This is a genomic window from Kitasatospora sp. NPDC088346 (genome assembly GCF_044740765.1).
GTDB lineage: Bacteria > Actinomycetota > Actinomycetes > Streptomycetales > Streptomycetaceae > Kitasatospora.
In genome coordinates, this window is the sequence record NZ_JBIURH010000001.1 from 397005 (window position 1) to 417126 (window position 20122).

Here is a 20122-nt window from a genome sequence, read left to right on the forward strand (position 1 = left end):
GCGCCCGAGCGCAAAGAGGGGTGCACGTGCGGACCGTGCGCCGCTTCTTTACCCAGAGTTTGCGATACGGGTCTGTCTCGTATCGAAATGAGGGCTACCCTGGTCCCAGGGGTTACGAGACGAGCTCGACTCGTAAGTCCGGACATCCTCGTACGGACAGGGAAGACACCATGACCACCGCCATCGCCACGCCCCGCGTGCCCGAAGCCATCCACCGCCGCCGATGGGCGATCCTCAGCACCCTGGTGCTCGCCCTGCTCGTCGTCGTGCTCGACACCTCGATCCTCAACGTCGCGATGAAGACCATCGCCACCCCCGCGCCGACCGGCCTGGGCGCCACCCAGAGCGATCTGGAGTGGTCGATCAACTCCTACACGCTGGTCTTCGCCGGCCTGCTGTTCACCGCCGGCCTGCTCGGCGACCGGCTCGGCCGCAAGTGGACGCTGCTCGGCGGCATGCTGGTCTTCGGCCTCGGCTCGCTGCTCTCCGCCTTCGCCGACTCGCCCGGCCAGCTGATCGCCTTCCGGGCCGTGATGGGCCTCGGCGGCGCCTTGGTGATGCCCGCCACGCTGGCCATCATCATGAACGTCTTCGAGCGGCACGAGCAGCCCAAGGCGATCGGCGTCTGGGCCGGCGCGGTCGGCCTGGCCATCGCCATCGGCCCGATCACCGGCGGCCTGCTGATCGAGCACTTCTGGTGGGGCTCGGTCTTCCTGGTCAACGTGCCGATCGTGGCCCTCGCCCTGCTCGCGATGGGCCTGCTGGTGCCCAACTCCAAGGACCCGAACCCGGGCCGGCTCGACCCGGTCGGCGTGCTGCTGTCGATCATCGGCCTGGTCGCCCTGATCTACGGCATCATCAAGGGCGGCGAGCTGGCCGACTTCACCGACCCCGGGGCCTGGGTGCCGATCCTGGTCGGCCTGGTCGCCCTGGCCGCCTTCGTCCTGTTCGAGAAGCGCACCAGCCACCCCGCCCTGGACATCACCTGGTTCCGCAACAAGGTGTTCTCGGCCTCGGTCGTGGTGATCGGCGTGATCTTCTTCGCGCTGATGGGCGTCTCCTTCTTCGGCGTCTTCTACACCCAGAGCGTGCGCGGCTACAGCGCCCTCCAGGCCGGCCTGCTGATGCTCCCGCTGGCCGGCGCGCAGATGATCTTCGCTCCGCGGGCCCGGCTGATGGTCGACCGCTTCGGCGTCCGCGCCACCTGCGTGGCCGGCATGGCCCTGGTCGCGGTCGGCCTGTTCGGCTACCTGGGCCTCGACACCGGGACCCCGATCTGGGTGCTGATCGTGCTCGGCTTCGTGATGGGCACCGGCATGGCCCACGTGATGCCGCCGGTCACCGTGGCGATCATGGGCTCGCTGCCCCGCGAGAAGGCCGGCGCCGGCTCCGCGTTGAACAACACCTTCCGGCAGGTCGGCGGCTCGCTCGGGGTCGCCATCCTCGGCGCGGTCCTCTCCACCGTCTACCGCGACGGCATGGCCGACCGGCTCGCCACGCTCCCGCCGGCCCTGCGGGACAAGGCCGGCGAGTCGCTGGAGGCCACCGTCGCCATCGCCGGCAGCACCCACAACCCGGGGCTGGTGGCACCGGCCCAGGACGCCTTCGTCCACGCCATGCACGCGGTCGCCGGCCTCTCCGGAGGGATCACCGTCGCCGGCGCCCTGGTCGCCCTCCTGCTGCTGCCGGGCCGCGCCCCGGCCGCTGCGGCCGGGCCCGGGACGCCCGACCGGGTGCCCGCGCCGCAGCGTCCCGCCCAGGTCTGAGCCCGGGCCGTGGACAATAGCGGCATGCAGACCGACACCCCGGCCGCCAGCCGCACCCCCGTGGCCGTCCCCGTTCCGGAGCCCGGTGCTCCGCGGCGGGGACGGCCCCGCAGCGAGGCGGCCGAGCAGGCCATCTTCGCCGCCGTGGAGCAGTTGATGGAGGAAGGGGTCGGCCTCGCCGAACTCTCCATCGAACGGGTGGCCGCCCAGGCCGGGGTCGGCAAGGCCACCATCTACCGGCGCTGGCCCAACATGGAGGCCCTGCTGGTCGACGTGGTCGCCCGGCTGGAGGCGCCGGCGCCCCAGCTGACCGGCGGCACCGTCCGTGAAGAGCTGGTCGGCATGGTCGAGTACATGCGCAAGCGCGGCCTGGCCAAGCGCTCCCGCTGGGTCCTGAAGTCCGCACTCGGCCAGATGAACGACTGGCCGGAACTGCGCGCCACCTACCAGGAGCGGGTGGTCAAGCCGCGCCGCGAGCTGGTCCGCACCATCGTCCGCCGCGGCATCGACGAGGGCGTGCTGCGCGCCGACCTCGACATGGAGCTGGTCTGCGAGGTGGTGATCGGCCCGATCCTGTTGCGGTCGATCCTGTGGGACGACGCCCCGCTGGACGACCCCGACCTGGCCCGTCAGATGATCGACGCGGTGCTGAACGGCGTGGGTGCGGGCCCGTCCGGTGGGGAATGTCACTGATCGGTGCGTGCCGCAACCTTCGCGTGTCCGCAGGGCGTCTGTCCCGTCATAGGCTGAGCCGAGAATCAGACTAAAACGGCATCGGCCGGGCGGATCAGGGCACGTGCGGAGGAGTGGCGATGGTGCAGGCGGACAGTCCGGCGGCGGCCGCGGGGGGCGGACAGCCGGAGTCCGAGGGCATCCGGCCGCCGGCCGGGCTGCGGGCCCGGTTCGACCCCTGGCTCGACCCCCGCCGTGGCTGGATCCTCGCCGTCCTCGCCGTCCTGGTCGCCTGCCTGCTGGCCTTCCACGCCGAGGTCCCGAACGCCGTCGGCAACGTCGGCAGCCTGCTGGAGACCTTCCTGCCCTGGCTCGGACTCGCGGTGCCGGTCCTGCTCGGGCTCGCCCTGTGGCGTCGCTCCGCGATCGCCGTGGCCGCCGTCCTGATGCCGGCGGTGATCTGGCTGAACCTCTTCGGCGGGCTGCTCACCGACAAGGCCTCCGGCAAGGGCGACTTCACCGTCCTCACCCACAACGTCGCGGCGGCCAACAGCGACCAGGCCGGCACCCTGCGGCTGCTCAACGAATCCGGCGCGCAGATCGTCGCACTGGAGGAGCTGGCCGCCGGGGCCGTCCCCGCGTACACCAAGGGCCTGGCCGCCAGGTACCCGTACCACGTGGTCGAGGGCACCGTCGGGCTGTGGTCCAGCTACCCGATCGGCGGCGTCCAGGTGGTGGACATCCGGATCGGCTGGACCAGGGCGTTCCGCGCCGAGGTGACCACCCCCAAGGGGCCGCTCGCGGTCTACGTGGCGCACCTGCCGTCCGTGCGGGTGCAGTTCGACGGCGGCTTCACCGCCGGCCGGCGGGACGTCAGCGCGCAGGCGCTCGGCGACGCCATCGAGGCGGAGCCGCTCAAGAAGGTGGTGCTGATGGGTGACCTCAACGGCACCATGAACGACCGCAGCCTGGCCCCGATCAGCGCCCAGATGCGGTCCGCCCAGGGGGCGGCCGGCGACGGCTTCGGCTTCTCCTGGCCGGCCTCCTTCCCGATGGCCAGGATCGACCAGATCCTCAGCAAGGGCGGCCTGCGGCCGACCGACTCCCGGGTGCTGCCGGCCGACGGCAGCGACCACCGGGCGGTCGCCGCGGACTACCGCTACTGACCGGGCGCCGCCCCTTCCCCGGGGCGGACCCCGTCCGGCCGACCCGCGCGGGCCGGCCGGACGGGAGGCCGTCATCGGTGGCCCCCGCCGCTCCGACGACGCGTCAGGTGGCTTCGGTGTCCGGACACGTGCGGGTAAGCCTGTCAGGGGAGGCCGTCGTGCGCCAGGGTGAATTTCGGCCGACCGGGAGTCAGCTGATGTGGATTCCCGGGCTCGGTACGCTCAGCCGGCGCTGAGGTCGATGGTCGCGCCGTCCGGCAGGTTGTACACCTGCTGGGCGATCGGCCCGCGGATCCGCATCGCGGTCACCGCGTCCCGGACGGCGAAGTTGTCGAACTCGTAGTCCCCGCCGGCCACGAAGAACTGCAGCGGGACCAGCCGCTGGTCCGGCTCCAGCGCACCGTTGCGCTGCTGGAAGGCGTAGGCGAAGTTGGCGGCGGCGTTGACCTCCGGGTCCGCCAGCAGCCACTGCGCCCAGGACTCCAGGCCGGTGCCGAGCACCTCGACCTCGGCGGTCTCCGGGTCGAAGACGACCACGTCGGAGCCGTCCATGATCGCGAACTGGTTGCCGAAGATGTCCTGGCCGAAGCTGAACAGCCCGTCGGCCAGGCCGCCGTAGGTGTCCTTCCAGGTGTTCTCGCCGTTCCAACTCAGCAGGTCCGGGCCCAGGCCCTCCTCGCCGACCCGGAACACCTGCACGCCCGCGTTGAACAGGAAGAACCCGTTGACCCGGGAGAGCACCGCGCCCAACTCGGCCAGCGGGCCGCCCGCCACGCCGAAGTCCAGCTCCGTCGAGGGCCCCATCGGGCCCCGGGCCCGGCCGAGCAACTGCTCAAGGGCGCTCTGGGTCATGTCCGGTCACTCCTCGCTTCGGGGCCGATCGGCCTGGTCAGGTAGTGCTCGCGCACCCGGTCGGTGACGACCGGGCGCAGGGTGGGCTGCAGGACCGGGGGATCGGGGAGGGCGTCCCACTTCGCGAACGGCCACCACCGTCCGTGGGCGGCGATCAACATCCTCTCACCGGCCTCGGTCTCACCGGTCGTCGCGTACCAGCCTGCCATCCAGGTGCAGACCGCGAACTGCGGCGGGGTCTCGCCCGAGGACCGGGCCAGCCGGTCGGCCGCCGCGAAGTCGTTCCCCGCCGCCAAGGCGTCCCAGAGCCGTCGCCGCTCGCGGTCGGTGAGGCTCCCGGGGTCCCGGGTCAGGAGAGCCGCGGCGGTGGGGCTCGCCGCAGGCCGTACCGGCCCGCCCCAGTCGCCCGGATTGGGCAGCAGGTCCTCGATCGGGCGGGTCGCCCGCTGCTCCGCGGTCCACCGCAGGTCCGTCCCGAGGACCCGGCCTTCCGGCACCTGCTCCGAGGCCGCCAGCAGGCGCGGGCCCGCCGGTACGCCCGCGTGCAGCTCGGCCGCCAGGAACGCGCTGCGGAACGGCACCGACTGGTCGCACAGCTCCCCGCCGCGCGGACCGTCCGCGGCGATCAGGGCGGCCGCCAGGTCGGCCGCCTCAGCGAAGCGGTCCTGCCAGAACATGATCTGGATCGCCGCCGCGGTGGCCTCCCAGACCGGGTTGCGGTGACCGCCCCTGCGCCCCGCCAGCTCCACGAGCTCGGGGAGCACCTCCAGGAAGGCTCCCTGCCGCGCTCGGGAGACCAGCTTCTCCGCAGCGTTCACCACCCGTCACCCCTGCCCGTCATCTCACTCTGATCCTCACTCTGACCCCGTCCGGCAAGCCGCTGAGCGCACTGCCCATCACCGAACCGGAACCGCCGTTGTCCGGGCCGTCAATATATTTGACGCTGGCCCCGGCCCCGCCCTCCGCGAACATGGCCGGCGGGTACTCGTCCCGTTCCTCGGGCGGCCGGGTGGCGATGCCGCGCAGCGAGGCCCGGCGGTTCTTCTTGGCGTTCGGCCGGTCGATGGTGAGGACGGACGGCTTGGCCGGCCCCTGGACCCAGGTGGAGCCGGTCCACACCTGGCCGCGCTGGGCCTCCCGGATGTGGTCGGCCGATTCGGGGTACTTGACGTGGTCCACGACGAGCTCGGCGTCGTAGTCGCCCCGGACGCCCACCGCCGACGCGATCCTGGTGCGCGCGTCGTGCTGGGCGATCAGCCGGGCCTTGGCCCCCTCACCGGTCTCCCCGCCGTTCTTGGCGATCTTGTCGGCGAGGTCGAGGATGTGCTTGGCGTGGGCGTCGTCCGCGTCCTTGAGGTTCTGGACCACCTTCTTGGCGCCGTGGCCGGCCTGCTCGTACATCTCGGAGACGGCCTTGGCCGCGTCCTTGCTGATCGTCCTGCCGACCCGCTGGGCGGCGTCCTCCAGGGCCTTGGCTATCGGGTGACTCAACTGAACGACACCCCCGCGGTCGCGCCGGCGAAGGTCTGCGCGTGGCCGACGACGTCCTGGGCGTGGCGCTGGAGCTCGGCGGCGTGCGCGAGCATCCGTTCCGGATCGATGCTGAACCCCTCGCCGGCCCCGCCGGCGCCACCTCCGGCAGCGCCGACCGCGGCCTGCACGCCCTTGAAGACCAGGCCGGTCAGGGCCCGGGTGACGGCGTCCTCCAACGGCGCGACCGCCCGCTCCACCAGCATGCCGACCACCTGGTCCTCGGCCTCCTGGATGATCTCCTTGACGATCCGCCGCTGGACCTCGGCGAGGGCGGCCTCGGCCGCCGCGGAGGCGCCCAGGGTGACCACCGCGCTGGCCACGGCTGCCGCCAACTCGGCTGCCATGATGCCGAGTTGGGTGATGACAGCGAGTTTGGCGGCGACGATCACGTCGGCCGCGACCTCCAGCGCGATCGCGCTCGCGTTGCAGACCTGGACCAGGTCGTCCATGTGGTCGGCGGACATCCGCGTCCAGGTGTCGGCCAACTGCTGGTAGGAGGCGGCCTGGTAGGCCTCGGCCATGGCGCGGATCGTGGCGGTGGCCGCCGCGTGCGTGCCGTCGATGTCGGTGGCGAACCTGCGGACGTGGTCGGCGTACTGCCGCACGCTGTCCTCGTTGACCTGCGGCCAGTTCAGGCCCAACAGGTCCATGACCCACACCAGTTCGCCCGGTAGCTCGATCGCCAAGATGACCCCCCGTCATCACCGTGTGTGACGCGCCGTCACCACACAGGCGATAGTAGTGCGAATGCCGAAGCCCCGCACCGGATGCGGCGGGGGCGTCCGGGACGGGGCTGGTGGTGACCTGGTGAAGAGCCGGCGGAGCGTCAGCCGCGGCGCCAGCGGTTGGTGATGGGCAGCCGGCGGTCGCGGCCGAAGCCCTTCGCGGAGATCTTCGGGCCCGGCGGGTACTGGCGGCGCTTGTACTCGGCCGTGTCGACCAGGCGGACGATCCGGTCGACCACCGCGGGGTCGAAGCCGGCCGCCACGATCGCGTCCCGGCCCTGGTCGCCCTCGACGTACAGGTCGAGGACGGTGTCCAGCAGGTCGTAGTCCGGCAGCGAGTCGGTGTCCTTCTGGTCCGGTCGCAGCTCGGCGGAGGGCGGCTTGACGATGGTGTTCTCCGGGATCGGCGGCACCTCGCCGCGCCGGTCGGCCTCCTCGTTGCGCCAGCGGGCCAGCCGGAAGACCAGCGACTTGTAGACGTCCTTGATCGGGCCGTACGCGCCGACCGAGTCGCCGTAGAGCGTGGAGTACCCCACCGCGAGCTCGCTCTTGTTGCCGGGAGCGAGCACCAGGTGCCCCTCCTGGTTGGAGATCGCCATCAGCACCGTGCCGCGCAGCCGGGACTGCAGGTTCTCCTCGGCCAGGCCGGTGAGGCCGAGCGCGTCCATGACGGAGTCGAACATCGGCGCGATCGACACCGTGCGCAGGTGCAGGCCGGTCCGGGTGGCCAGGTCGGCCGCGTCGTCCCGGGAGTGCTGCGAGGAGTACCGGCTGGGCATCGAGACGCAGTGCACGTTCGGCGCGCCGACCGCGTCGACCGCGATGGCCGCGACCAGGGCCGAGTCGATGCCACCGGAGAGGCCGAGCAGCACCGAGGAGAAGCCGTTCTTGCGCACGTACGCCCGGGTGCCGGCGACCAGCGCGGAGTAGATCTCCGCCTCGTCCTCCACCCGCGGCGCGATCCCGGCCGGGACCGGCTCGGCCGGTGCGGGCAGCGGGTCGCCGCCCAGGTCGGTGTGGACCAGGCGCAGGCCGTCGCCGAGCGGCAGGCCGTCGGCGCGGTCGCCGGCGGCCGCGGGCAGCTCCAGGTCGACCAGCATCAGCCGCTCCTCGAACTGCGGGGCGCGGGCGAGCACCTCGCCGTCGGCGGTGACCACCAGCGAGTCACCGTCGAAGACCAGCTCGTCCTGGGCGCCGACCATGTTCAGGTAGGCCAGCGTGCAGCCCGCCTCGGCGGCCCGGCGGCGTACCAGCGCCAGCCGGGCGTCGTCCTTGTCCCGCTCGTACGGCGATCCGTTGACCACCAGCAGCAGGCCGGCCCCGGCCTCGCGGGCGGCGGTGACGCGGCCGCCGTCCTGCCAGATGTCCTCGCAGATCGCCAGTGCGACGTCCACGCCGTGCAGGCGCAGCACGGAGAGCTGGTCGCCGGGGACGAAGTAGCGGTACTCGTCGAAGACGCCGTAGTTGGGCAGGTGGTGCTTGGCGAACCGGTTCACCACCTCGCCCCGGTGCAGCACCGCGGCGCAGTTCTGCGGCGCGCCGGCCGGGCGGCCGAGCTTCGCCGAGGCGTGCTCCGAACGGCCGAGGTAGCCGACCACCACCGGCAGCTCGCCCAGCCCCTCGGCGGCCAGCCGGGCGGCCAGCTCGACCAGCGCCGTCCTGGACGCCTCCACGAACGAGCTACGCAGGGCGAGGTCCTCGACGGGGTACCCCGTGAGGGCCATCTCGGGGAAGGCGGCCAGCTGGGCGCCGGCCTCGGCGGCCTGCCGGGACCGCCGTACCACCTCGTCGCCGTTGTGGGCGAGGTCGCCGACCCAGGGGTCGGTCTGGCACAGGGCGAGACGGAGATTGGGCATGCCCGGGAGTGTAATCGTCTAACTGACGCTATGTCGCCCCCGGGCCCCGTCCCGGCGGCTCGGGCCGAGGGTCCGGCCGGGGTCCGGGTCGGTGGGACGGAACTCGGTGTCGGCATCCGGGCGGAGATCCGACATGATGGGACCAGTCGCCACGCGGGCCGGTTCCGGGCGTAACACGGACGTAAAGAGCAGAGGTGAGACTGTCCCCATGGGCAAGCAGCAGGAGTTCGTGCTTCGTACGCTCGAAGAGCGTGACATCCGTTTTGTCCGGCTGTGGTTCACCGACGTCCTCGGGTTCCTGAAGTCGGTCGCGGTCGCTCCGGCGGAGCTGGAACAGGCGTTCGAGGAGGGCATCGGCTTCGACGGCTCGGCGATCGAGGGCTTCGCCCGGGTCTACGAGTCCGACATGATCGCCAAGCCGGACCCGACCACCTTCCAGATACTGCCGTGGCGCTCCGAAACGCCGGGCACCGCTCGGATGTTCTGCGACATCATGATGCCGGACGGCTCCCCCTCCTACGCCGACCCGCGGTTCGTGCTCAAGCGGACGCTGGAGAAGGCCTCCGCGCAGGGCTTCACCTTCTACACCCACCCGGAGATCGAGTTCTTCCTGCTGAAGAACCTCCCGGGCGACGGCACCCCGCCGATCCCGGCCGACCAGTCCGGCTACTTCGACCACACCCCGCGCGGCGTCGGCCACGACTTCCGCCGCCAGGCGATCACCATGCTGGAGTCGATGGGCATCTCGGTGGAGTTCTCCCACCACGAGGGCGCCCCCGGCCAGCAGGAGATCGACCTGCGGTACGCGGACGCGCTCTCCACCGCCGACAACATCATGACCTTCCGCCTGGTCATGAAGGAGGTCGCGCTGGAGCAGGGCGTGCACGCCAGCTTCATGCCGAAGCCGTTCTCCAACTTCCCCGGCTCCGGCATGCACACCCACCTGTCGCTGTTCGAGGGCGACCGCAACGCCTTCCACGAGTCCGGCGCCGAGTACCAACTCTCCAAGGTCGGACGCTCGTTCATCGCCGGCCTGCTCAAGTACGCCGCCGAGACCGCCGCCGTCACCAACCAGTGGGTCAACTCCTACAAGCGCATCTGGGGCGGCTCCCAGCGCACCGCGGGCGCCGGCGGCGAGGCCCCCTCGTACGTCTGCTGGGGCCACAACAACCGCTCGGCATTGATCCGCGTCCCGATGTACAAGCCGGGCAAGCAGGGCTCCACCCGGGTCGAGGTCCGCTCCCTGGACACCGGCTGCAACCCCTACCTGGCCTACGCCGTCGTCCTCGCCTCCGGCCTCAAGGGCATCGAGGACGGCCTCGAACTGCCCCCCGGCGCGGACGACGACGTCTGGGCCCTCAGCGACGCCGAGCGCCGCGCCCTCGGCATCCAGCCGATGCCGCAGAACCTGGGCGAGGCCATCGACCTGATGCAGCGCAGCGAACTCGTCGCCGAGACCCTCGGTGAGCACGTCTTCGACTTCTTCCTGCGCAACAAGCGCCAGGAGTGGGAGGAGTACCGCTCCGAGGTCACCCCGTTCGAGCTGCGCAAGAACCTCCAGGTGCTGTAACCGCAGCTCAGCGGTGGTCTGAGCAGCAAGAAAGCCCCCGGGGTCGACGGAACGCATCCGTCGGCCCCGGGGGCTTCTCTTCGTTCCTGGGCCGTCTGTGGGCCGTCGGTGCCGTGATCGGTGGCCCACCCGAGCGCCTCGTGGAGCGCGTCGACGGCCCGCCGGGTGCGGGCGTCGCCGCAGGGTGGAACCCGGGATCGCTGTGCCCGAGGTACCCGCTGAGCGCCTTGACGCTCTCGCCGGCGTCCAGCAGCACCGAGCCCCCGGTGCTCACCGGGGCGGGCTTCCACGCGTACGTGTTGAAGTCGCTCGGCGTGCCGGCGCTCTCCGAGAGCGGCCGAGACGAACGCCCCGATCGCCATGGTGACCCTTCCGTACGGGGCTCCGGGGCGTCCGACGCCCTCCGCGGGCGACCGTCCGTTCCCCGCCCCGTGATGCCGGCCGCCGTGGTGATCACGGCGGCCGGTGGCGCATTCATGCCGGCGAAGGGCGGTATCGCGGCCGTAGCCGCCCGATGGCGCGGCTCGCCCGGGCCCTGACTCCCGTGCGCGGGGCCGTCGTTGCGGCCCGGCGGGCCTGCCCGGGGCGCCCTGAGGCGATACGCGCGCGCTATCGGCACCTCCTAGCGTCTCGAACGGATCTCGGGCCCCGGCGCGGGCCCGACGACGCAAACCCCCTGCCCGACAACGGGACGGGGTCGGGGCCGATCCTCCACCGAACCAGAAGGAGCCACCGCATGGCATCCGTCGTCAAGACCCGGAACGCCGTCACCCGACTGCTCACGGCCGTCGCCGTCCTGAGCGGTCTGGTGTTGAGCGCCGCACAGGCCCACGCGGCAACCCCACCGTCCCAAACCGGGCCATCGGCGGCCACCGCTGCCACGCTGCCCGTGGTGGACATGGAAGCCACCGTCCTGGCCGCCCAGATCGACCCGCGACGCCCCGACAGCACGCTGACCCCGGGGGCCAAGGACTCGGTCCTGGCCGTCGAGCGGGCCCTGCAGGCCCGTAACCTCCTCGACGCCCGCTGGGTGGACGGGTACTTCGGCACCACCACCATCACCGCCTACGCCGCCTTCCAGCGCTCCCTCGGCTACACCGGCCTGGACGCCAACGGACTGCCCGGCACCTCCTCCCTCACCGCACTCGGGCAGGGCCGATTCACCCTCACCCACCAGATCGGACCCGGGGCGAAGCTGCAACGCGACGGATACACCGTCAACACCCGCACCCAGAACATGCTCGCTGAAACCGAACGCCTCCTGGGATTCCACCTCACCCTGTCCCAGGGCTCCTACAACCCCGGCGGCGATCCCACCTCCGCCGGCACCCACGACGGCGGTGGCGTCGTGGACATCAACATCGACGGCATGTCCAGCAGCACCCGCACCGCCGTCGCCCGAGCACTGCGCCAGGTCGGATTCGCCGCCTGGATCCGCAACCCCAGCCAGGGCGACTGGCCGTGGCACATCCACGCCGCAGCGATCAACGACACCGATCTGTCCGCCCAGGCCCAGAACCAGACCGGTGACTACTACCTCGGCCTCAACGGCCTGGCCAACCACGCCGCCGACGACGGCCCTCGCATCCCCATCCAGACCTGGGAGGCGTACCAGCGCACCCACTGACCGCGCACGGCACCACCCGAGCACGACCGAAGCACCCGTCGGTGACACGTCACGAACAGAGAGACCATGAAGAACATACGCACCACGCTCACCGTCGCCGGCACCGCACTGGCCATGGCCCTTCCCCTCGTCGCCACCACCTCCACCCCCGCCTTCGCCGCGTCCCGCGACGGAGTCTGCGACGCCGGCGAGTTCTGCTACTACTACAACAGCAACGAGGCCGGCTCGATCTCCGACTTCACCGGCTCCATCGGCGACCTCGGAGCCACCCAGCCGACCTGCTACGAATTCAAGGGTGCCGGCGCCGGCCAGGGCATCTGCGTCAAGAACAACGCCGCATCGGTGTGGAACCGCACCGGGCAGACCGTCCGCGTCTACGTCAACAGCGGCCACGGCGGCGCCAGCCAGGACTTCGCCCCCGGCGCCAAGGGCAACCTCAACGCCACCCTGAAGAACAACGAGGCCTCTCACCAGTTCCTCAGCAGCGGCGGCGGCGACAACGAGAGCACCACCAACGACTTCGACCACGGCACCCGCGGCTTCGCCGCCGACAACTGCACCGCCTTCGCGGCGTACCGCATCGCCAGCCGTCTCGGCGTCCCGAACTTCAGCAACTCCTGGGGCGGCACCACCTGGGGCAACGCCGGCACCTGGGACGACGCCGCCCGCCGCGTCGGCGTCACCGTCAACACCACCCCCACCGTCGGCGCCATCGCCGTCAACGACGTCCACCGGGTCGGCCACGTCGCCTACGTCAACGCCGTCTACTCCGACGGCTCCTTCGACGTCGAGGAATACAACTGGAACAACCCCCTCGCCTACGGCACTCGCAGCCACGTCCACGTCAGCAACGCACAGTCCGACTTCCAGTGGATGCTCCACTTCTGAGCAGCCACCGGCACGACACCGGCACACCCGCGCCAAGGACACCCCCGCAGCCGGGGTGATCTTGCGAACGTTCAGGTCACGGCGGTGTGACGAGGTGCGCCGGAGCCGCAGCGACACGCGTCGAAGCCCCGTCGGGCAGGGTGACCTTTCCAAGTCGCCCTCGTCCGAGGGGGTTTCGACGTGCCGCCGGTCTGCCAACGCCCGCCCCCCAAGGTGAGCCAGGCGGCCGACCGGTGATGGCGACGGGAAACCCGTGGGACGAGGCCTCTGCGGCCTGGAAGGCGCCCACGCCAGCTGGGTTCGGCGCGTGGTCCGCTCATGATCTCGATCGCGCGCCGATCCGACGTGAGCGAGTGGAGTGACGGCCCTGAGCGCCGTCGGCCGTCACCGCTGTCCCTCCGCCACTGCACGGCTGCCGAGTGGGCAATCATCGGAGTGCCGCTCCGAGGTCGCCCCGTTCGAGCTGCGCAAGAACCTCCAGGTGCTGTAACCGCAGGTGGCCCCCGGGTCGGTGGATCGCCGGAAGGCCGGCGCCCCGGACGCCGCAACGGCCTGCCCGACCCGCGAGGGTCGGACAGGCCGATGGCGTTGTGGCCCGGGGGTGTCCGGCGGGGCCGGAGTCGGTCAGGACCGGCGGGTGTGGCGGAACCGCAGGAGAGCGCCGCCTGCCATGAGCAGTCCGGCAGCGCCGAGGGCCAGCGGGATCTGGCTAGAGCCGGTGTGCGCCAGCTTCCCCTCGGCGTGCGACGACGAGCCGTGCGAGCCCTTGCCGTGGGCGTACGACTTGCCCGAGTAGGAGGACTTGCCCGAGTACGAGGACTTGCCCGGGTGCGAGGACGTGGCGGGCTTCGCGTGGTAGGAGCCCTTCGCCGCCTCCGCGTGGTGCTGCTTGCCGGAGGCGACGGCGTCGTTGGACACGTGCACGTTCTGGTGGTTCTGCTGGACGACCGTCAGTACGACGTTCTGGAACTGGCCCTGGGCCTGGAGCTGCCCCTGGTCCTGCTTCTGCGCCTGCAGCTGGTCCTGGTCCTGGGTCTGGGTCCCGCCGGGCTTGTTCCCGTGTTCGTCGTGCTTCGGGGGCTGCTCCTTCGGGGGCTGGTGGGTCGGGGGCTGCTCCTTCGGCGGCTGGTGCGTCGGCGGCTTGTGGCTGTGGTCGCTGTGGTCCGCGTGGTCGCCGTGCTCCCCGTGGGTCGGGGGCTGCTCCTTCGGCGGCTGGTGGGTCGGCGGCTTGTGGCCGTGCTCGTGGTGCACGGGCGGCTTGTGGCTGTGGCTGCCGTGGGTCGGCGGCTTGTGACCGTGCATCCCGTGCTTCGGCGGGCAGTGCTTGGGCTTGACGGCGTGCGACCGCAGCGCGTCGTCCTCGTCCATGGAGTCGTCCGCGTCGTCCTCCCAGAACGACGGGTCCGACTCCTCGTCCGACGCGAGGGCGTCCTGCTCCGCCTGGTCGGCCGTCGCCTGCTCGTTGTCGGCCCCGGTCGCCTCCGCGGCCTCCCCGGACTCGTCGGCGTCGGTGGCGACGGCGGCGGGGGCGGTGTCGTCGGCGGCGGGGGCGGTGGCGTCGGTCGCCGGCGCGGCCGCGGGTGCGGCCACCGGTGCCGAGCGCGGGTCCGCGACGGTGGCGCCCTGGAGCCAGGCGTGGTCGGCCGGACCGGCTCCGTCGCGTGCGATCTGGAGCAGGTCGTTCACCCACGGTCCGCCGCGGGCGGCGTCCACCGCGTCGACGCTGGTGTTCTGGTCGGGGAAGGTGGCGGCGTACGAGGTGCTGTTGGCGCCCCAGACGAGCGCGAAAGAGGTCAGTCCGGAGAGGACCAGACCGGCTGCACGGGTTTGCATGACTCTCCCAGATGATCGGTAAAACGGATCCTCTGTTTATGGCAGTTCGTACGGTAAGTGTTTGAGCGACGCCGCTGGGTCACCGTTTCGAGGGACGGCCGCCGCCTCCCGATGGCCGAACGCCGTCACCCGCACCGCGACCGCCCGCCGCGCGCAGTCGGGCGCCGCAGGGCGTGTCGATTTGCGGACGGTGGGGGCGCGCGGTGGAGTGAGTGGCTCCGTCCGTGTCGTCGCTCCAGGAGGGAAGCCGATGGTGACGCAGGGTCAGAGCCGGGGTCGGGCAGTGCTGGTGGCCGTCCAGGGGGCGGGGGAGCTGCTGGTCACCCTGGGGGTGCTGCTGGCGCTGTTCGCCGCGTACTCGCTCTGGTGGACGGACGTGATCGCGGACCACCGGGCGGACCAGGCCGGCGACCGGCTGCGCAAGGCCTGGTCGGCGACGGCGACGGCGACAGCGCCCGTCCCGCTGCCGCCGGCCGGCCCGGCGACCCCGGAGGCCCCGTCGCCGGCGCCGCCCGCGTTCGCCGCCGGCGACGGCGTCGGCTTCCTGCACGTGCCGGCGATGGGCAGGGACTACCAGGTGCTGATCAGGATGGGGACGGACGAGGGGACGCTCGCCGACGGCGTCGCCGGGGTGTACACCGAGCCCTACGCGGCGGCGATGCCCTGGGACGGCGAGGGCAACTTCGCGCTCGCCGCGCACCGGGACGGGCACGGCGCGAAGTTCCACGACCTGGACCAGGTCGGGCCCGGTGACGCCGTGGTGGTCGAGACCCGGGACACCTGGTACGTCTACCGGGTCGACGCCACCCTCCCGGAGACCTCGCAGTACGACACGGGGGTGATCGCGCCGGTGCCGACCGGGTCGCCGTACCGCGGACCCGGCCGCTACATCACGCTGACGACCTGCACGCCGGTGTACACCTCGCTCTACCGGATGGCGGTCTGGGGCAGCCTGGTGCGCGAGGAACCGGTGGACGCCGGGCGGACCCCACCGGCCGAGCTGCGGTGAGCGTGCGGGCCGGGGCGGCCCGGGCCGTCCGCCCCGCGCCGGGTGTTCGACCACCGGAAGTGGCAGGGTTGAGGCAGGGTTCAGTGACAGCGCGAGTGACGGGGTCGCAGGCGGTTCTCCCGGGCCGAGGCCCGGCGATCGTAGGCTCATGGCTTCGTTCGTAGGTTCGTAGGTCCGCACAGCTCGTTCGGGCCGACCACCGCACCGGAGGGGCCATGGCAGTGGAGGAACGGACCGGGAGCCGGACCAGCCGACCGGAGACCAGGCTGGTACGCCGGGGATTCACCGACCCGGAGCAGGCCCTGCGGCTGCTCTCCGGGCCGGCCCTGCACGGCCTGGCCGCCGACCCGGTGCTGCTCGACGCCCTCGGCACGGTCGCGGACCCGGACCTCGCCCTGCGCGGCCTGGCCCACCTGCTGGAGGCCCTGGACGAGGCCGAGCGGCACACCCTGCGGGACACCCTCACCACCTCCAAGCCGCTGCGCGACCGGCTGCTGGGGGTGCTCGGCGCCTCCGCCGCGCTCGGCGACCACCTGGGCCGCCACCCCCGGGACTGGCACGCGCTGGTCACCTTCGAGCAGCGTGACATGCACCCCGGACAGGCCGAGTTCCAGCGCGAGCTGTCCACCCGGGTCCGGGCGGCCGCGCCGGCCGCGCGGGCCGACGAACTGCGCGCCGCCTACCGCCGCTGCCTGCTGGCCATCGCCGCCCGGGACCTGAGCGGCACGACCGACCTGCCGCAGACCGCGGCCGAGCTCGCCGACCTGGCCGGCGCCACCCTCCAGGCCGCCCTGGACATCGCCGCCGAGGAGGACGAGGAGGCCGCCACGGACTGCCGGCTGGCCGTGATCGGCATGGGCAAGTGCGGCGGACGCGAGCTCAACTACGTCTCCGACGTCGACGTGATCTTCGTCGCCGAGCCGCGCGAGGGCGTCGAGGAGCAGCGGGCCACCCGGGCCGCCACCCGGCTGGCCGCCCGCACCATGCGGCTGTGCTCCGACACCACCGGCGAGGGCACCATCTGGCCGGTCGACGCCAACCTCCGGCCCGAGGGCCGCAACGGCCCGCTGGTGCGCACCCTGGCCAGCCACCTCGCCTACTACCAGCGCTGGGCCAAGACCTGGGAGTTCCAGGCCCTGCTCAAGGCCCGCCCGGTGGCCGGCGACGCCGAGCTGGGCGCCGCGTACGCCGAGGCGATCGCCCCGCTGGTCTGGCAGGCCGCGGCCCGGGACAACTTCGTCACCGACGTCCAGCAGATGCGCCGCCGGGTGGTCGACGCGATCCCGGCGACCGAGGTGGGCCGGCAGCTGAAGCTCGGCCCGGGCGGCCTGCGGGACGTCGAGTTCGCCGTCCAGCTGCTCCAGCTGGTGCACGGCCGCACCGATCCGTCCCTGCGCAGCGGCAACACGCTGGAGGCGCTGGCCGCGCTCAGCGCCGGCGGCTACGTCGGCCGGGCCGACGCGGCCTCGCTGGACGCCGCCTACCGTTTCCTGCGCTCACTGGAGCACCGGATCCAGCTGCACCGGCTGCGCCGGACCCACCTGGTGCCCAAGGACCCGGCCGACCTGCGGCGGCTGGCCCGCTCGCTCGCCGCCGGGATCCAGGGCGACACCCGGACCGACCCGGTCGCCGCGCTGGACCGGGAGTGGAAGCGGCACGCGGTCGAGGTGCGGCGGCTGCACGAGCGGCTGTTCTACCGCCCGCTGCTGGACGCGGTGGCCGAGCTGCCGTCCGGCGCGGCCGGGCTCGGCCACGCGGGGCTCACCCCCGAGGGGGCCAGGGCCCGGCTGGAGGCGCTCGGCTACGCGGACCCCGCCGCCGCCCTGCGCCACCTGACCGCGCTGGCCTCCGGGGTGAGCCGCAAGGCGGCCATCCAGCGGACCCTGCTGCCGGTCATGCTCGGCTGGTTGGCCGACTCCGCCGACCCCGACGCGGGGCTGCTCACCTTCCGCCAGGTCTCCGACGCGCTCGGCCGCACCCCCTGGTACCTGCGGCTGCTGCGGGACGAGGGCGCCGCCGCCGAGCAGCTGGCCCGGGTGCTCTCGGCCGGCCGGCTCGCCCCCGACCTGCTGCTGCGCGCCCCCGAGGCGGTCGCCATGCTCGGCGACCCGCAGGGCCTGGACCCGCGTGGCCGGGCCGCCCTGGAGCAGGAGATCCTGGCCGCCGTGGGACGGGCCCCGACGGCTGCCGCCGGGGTGGCCGCCGCCCGCGCCGTCCGTCGGCGCGAACTGTTCCGCACCTCGGCCGCCGACCTGCTCGGCCGCCTCGGCCCGGACGAGGCGAGCGCCCTGGACGCCGCCGGCGAGGCCCTCACCGCGCTGAACGCCGCGACCCTCCAGGGTGCGCTGCGGGCCTGCATCGCGGGCTGGGAGGCCGACCACGGCGAACTGCCGACCCGGCTCGCGGTGATCGCGATGGGCCGCTTCGGCGGCCACGAGCTCGGCTACGGCTCCGACGCCGACGTCCTGCTGGTCCACGAGCCGCAGCTCGGGATGCTGGAGGAGGACGCCGCCCGGGCGGCCCGGGCCGTCTGCAACGAGCTGCGCACCCTGCTCGCCGCGCCCTCGACCGAGCCGCCGCTGCTGGTCGACGCCGATCTGCGGCCCGAGGGACGGCAGGGGCCGCTGGTGCGGACGCTGGCCTCGTACGCGGCCTACTACCGGCGCTGGTCGCACGTCTGGGAGAGCCAGGCGCTGCTGCGGGCCGAGCCGGTGGCGGGCGACGCGGACCTGGGGGAGCGGTTCCGGGCGCTGATCGACCCGCTGCGCTACCCGGGCCACGGGGTGCCCGAGCGGGACCTGGTGGAGATCCGGCGGATCAAGGCCAGGATCGAGTCCGAACGGCTGCCGCGCGGCGCCGACCCGACCACCCACACCAAGATCGGACGCGGCGGTCTGGCCGACGTCGAGTGGACGGTGCAGCTGCTCCAGCTCCAGCACGGCCACGCCGTCCCGGCGCTGCGCACCACCCGGACCCGGCGGGCGCTGGCCGCGGCGGCCGAGGCCGGTCTGATCGGGGCCGAGGACGCCGCCGTGCTGGACGCCGCCTGGCTGCTGGCCTCCCGGGTGCGCAGCGCGGTGATGCTGGTGCGCGGCCGGGCCGGGGACTCCTTCCCCGGTGATGCCAGGGAGCTGTCCGGGGTGGCCCGCTACCTCGGGTACGGCGCCGGTCACAGCGGGGAGCTGGTGGACGACTACCGGCGCACCACCCGCCGGGCCCGCGCGGTGGTGGAGCGGCTGTTCTACGGGCCGTGAGACGGCGGTGCCCCGCCGGGATCCGGTCCGGGCGGGGCACTGGGGTGTCGGGGTGTCGGGCCGTCTCAGGGCCGGCCGGCGCCGACCTCGGCCGTCCACTGCTCGGGGACGGTGACCTCGTCGCCGTGCGGCGGGGCGAGGGGCGCCCTCGGCAGCTGGTAGGCCCACACGTGGTAGACGGCGCGGGCGGCCAGGAAGCCGACGCCCAGGCACAGGGCGCCGCCGACGGCGTCCATCCAGAAGTGGTTGGCGGTGGAGACGATGACCACCAGGGTGGCGGCGGGGTAGAGCAGGCCGAGGAGCCGGACCCAGAGCGGGCGGGCCAGGAAGAAGATCGTCAGGCCGCACCAGAGCGACCAGCCGATGTGCATCGAGGGCATCGCCGCGTACTGGTTGGACACGTGGGCGGCCGGGCCGGAGGCCATCGAGCCCCAGGTGTGGTGCACGGCCACGGTGTCGACGAAGTTGCCGCCGGTCATCAGCCGGGGCGGGGCCAGCGGGAAGAAGTAGAAGCCGACCAGGGCGATGCCGGTGGTGACGAACAGGACGGTGCGGGTCGCCGCGTACCGTCCGGGGTGGCTGCGGTAGAGCCAGACCAGCACACCGATGGTCACGATGAAGTGCAGGGTCGCGTAGTAGTAGTTCATCCCCACGATCAGCCAGCCGACCGAGTCGATCGCGTGGTTCACCGAGCGCTCCACGGCCACGCCCAGGGCGCGCTCGAAGTCCCATATCCAGGTCGCGTGGCGCTGGGCGATCGAGGCCTGCTCGGGGACCGCGTTGCGGACCAGTGAGTAGAGCCAGTAGCTGATGCCGATCAGGGCGAGCTCGAACCACAGTCGCGGGCGGGCGGGGCGCAGACGCTGCTCCCGGACCCGGCCGCGCAGGGCGGCGGTCGGTGACTGGGCGACGCGGGTGGCTCCGTCCGCCGGCCGGCCCGGTCGGGCGGCGACGGGTCCGGAACCGCCGGTGGGCGCCGTGGCGGCGCGGTCGGCGCCGGCTGCGTGGATCTCGGTCGATTCCCCCATGGGGGAGAAGTCTGCCAGACGTCTCGTAGCCGCCTGCTCATCCTGTGGTCGGGGATTCTTCACCGACTGTCCCCCCGTGGGGGTAGGGGAAGGAGGAGTGTCCGGGCGCATATCGACCATTGTTGCTCGCGGGTAACGGGCGGTCGAACCGGGGTGGTCGTTCTTGACCTGGACTTTGGTCGAGCGAGGGTGCCCGCCGGGGGTCAGGTGTCCGGCGGGCGCGCTCGGTACCGACTCTGCGGTCTGCACAACGGTTCGGTCAAGACCTTGCTTGCAACATTTTCAGCATCTTGCTGAAACATATTTCAGCGCGCTACGGTCCGGCCACTCATCGACGACGAGC

Annotated in this window: 15 protein-coding genes; 8 read left to right on the forward strand and 7 right to left on the reverse strand. The window is 72.6% G+C overall.

Annotated elements, in window-relative coordinates; genetic code table 11:
• The first annotated feature begins 170 nt into the window (after positions 1-170).
• The 3 genes from ACIOFR_RS01800 (at position 171) to ACIOFR_RS01810 (ending at position 3604) form a co-directional block, all read left to right on the forward strand.
• Positions 171-1766, forward strand: coding sequence for an MFS transporter (locus ACIOFR_RS01800; RefSeq protein ID WP_400991641.1), 1596 nt, complete (start codon positions 171-173; stop codon positions 1764-1766).
• 24 nt (positions 1767-1790) lie between these two features.
• Positions 1791-2459: a TetR/AcrR family transcriptional regulator gene (locus ACIOFR_RS01805; RefSeq protein ID WP_400991642.1), complete on the forward strand. Its 669-nt coding sequence runs from the start codon at positions 1791-1793 to the stop codon at positions 2457-2459.
• A gap of 119 nt (positions 2460-2578) precedes the next feature.
• Positions 2579-3604, forward strand: coding sequence for an endonuclease/exonuclease/phosphatase family protein (locus ACIOFR_RS01810; protein ID WP_400991643.1), 1026 nt, complete (start codon positions 2579-2581; stop codon positions 3602-3604).
• A gap of 222 nt (positions 3605-3826) precedes the next feature.
• Here the strand turns inward: ACIOFR_RS01810 and ACIOFR_RS01815 are convergent, their stop codons facing one another.
• The 5 genes from ACIOFR_RS01815 to ACIOFR_RS01835 form a co-directional block, all read right to left on the reverse strand.
• Entirely contained in the window at positions 3827-4456 is a 630-nt protein-coding gene (locus ACIOFR_RS01815) for an SMI1/KNR4 family protein (protein ID WP_400991644.1), read from the reverse strand.
• Positions 4453-5277, reverse strand: a complete 825-nt coding sequence (locus ACIOFR_RS01820; protein ID WP_400991645.1) for a hypothetical protein — start codon at positions 5275-5277, stop codon at positions 4453-4455. Before ACIOFR_RS01820 ends, ACIOFR_RS01815 begins: the two co-directional genes overlap by 4 nt.
• A 16-nt stretch (positions 5278-5293) precedes the next feature.
• Positions 5294-5947, reverse strand: coding sequence for a hypothetical protein (locus ACIOFR_RS01825; protein ID WP_400991646.1), 654 nt, complete (start codon positions 5945-5947; stop codon positions 5294-5296).
• A complete protein-coding gene (locus tag ACIOFR_RS01830) occupies positions 5944-6675 on the reverse strand; it encodes a hypothetical protein (RefSeq protein ID WP_400991647.1) in 732 nt (243 codons plus the stop codon). Before ACIOFR_RS01830 ends, ACIOFR_RS01825 begins: the two co-directional genes overlap by 4 nt.
• 140 nt (positions 6676-6815) lie before the next feature.
• On the reverse strand, positions 6816-8570 hold the full coding sequence (locus ACIOFR_RS01835; protein WP_400991648.1) for an NAD+ synthase: 1755 nt from the start codon (positions 8568-8570) through the stop codon (positions 6816-6818).
• 208 nt (positions 8571-8778) lie between these two features.
• Between ACIOFR_RS01835 and ACIOFR_RS01840 the strand changes: the two genes are divergently transcribed.
• The 3 genes from ACIOFR_RS01840 (at position 8779) to ACIOFR_RS01850 (ending at position 12655) form a co-directional block, all read left to right on the forward strand.
• Entirely contained in the window at positions 8779-10140 is a 1362-nt protein-coding gene (locus ACIOFR_RS01840) for a glutamine synthetase family protein (RefSeq protein ID WP_033820272.1), read from the forward strand.
• A 736-nt stretch (positions 10141-10876) separates the two neighbouring features.
• Positions 10877-11767: a peptidoglycan-binding protein gene (locus ACIOFR_RS01845; RefSeq protein ID WP_400991649.1), complete on the forward strand. Its 891-nt coding sequence runs from the start codon at positions 10877-10879 to the stop codon at positions 11765-11767.
• 66 nt (positions 11768-11833) lie between these two features.
• Positions 11834-12655 (forward strand): CHAP domain-containing protein, encoded by an 822-nt coding sequence (locus ACIOFR_RS01850; RefSeq protein WP_400991650.1) that lies wholly within the window; start codon positions 11834-11836, stop codon positions 12653-12655.
• A 624-nt stretch (positions 12656-13279) separates the two neighbouring features.
• Here ACIOFR_RS01850 and ACIOFR_RS01855 read toward each other — a convergent pair.
• Complete coding sequence (locus ACIOFR_RS01855; RefSeq protein ID WP_400991651.1) at positions 13280-14488, reverse strand: hypothetical protein; 1209 nt, start codon at positions 14486-14488, stop codon at positions 13280-13282.
• Positions 14489-14738: 250 nt separating this feature from the next.
• Here ACIOFR_RS01855 and ACIOFR_RS01860 point away from each other — a divergent pair, with 250 nt between their 5' ends.
• On the forward strand, positions 14739-15497 hold the full coding sequence (locus ACIOFR_RS01860) for a class E sortase (RefSeq protein WP_400991652.1): 759 nt from the start codon (positions 14739-14741) through the stop codon (positions 15495-15497).
• Between the two features lie 215 nt (positions 15498-15712).
• Positions 15713-18751, forward strand: a complete 3039-nt coding sequence (locus tag ACIOFR_RS01865) for a bifunctional [glutamine synthetase] adenylyltransferase/[glutamine synthetase]-adenylyl-L-tyrosine phosphorylase (protein WP_400991653.1) — start codon at positions 15713-15715, stop codon at positions 18749-18751.
• Positions 18752-18816: 65 nt separating this feature from the next.
• On the opposite strand, the gene ACIOFR_RS01870 is transcribed toward ACIOFR_RS01865, so the two are convergent.
• Positions 18817-19779 carry a phosphatase PAP2 family protein gene (locus ACIOFR_RS01870; protein WP_400991654.1) on the reverse strand — a complete coding sequence of 321 codons (963 nt, stop codon included), beginning with the start codon at positions 19777-19779 and terminating at the stop codon, positions 18817-18819.
• Positions 19780-20122 lie beyond the last annotated feature (343 nt).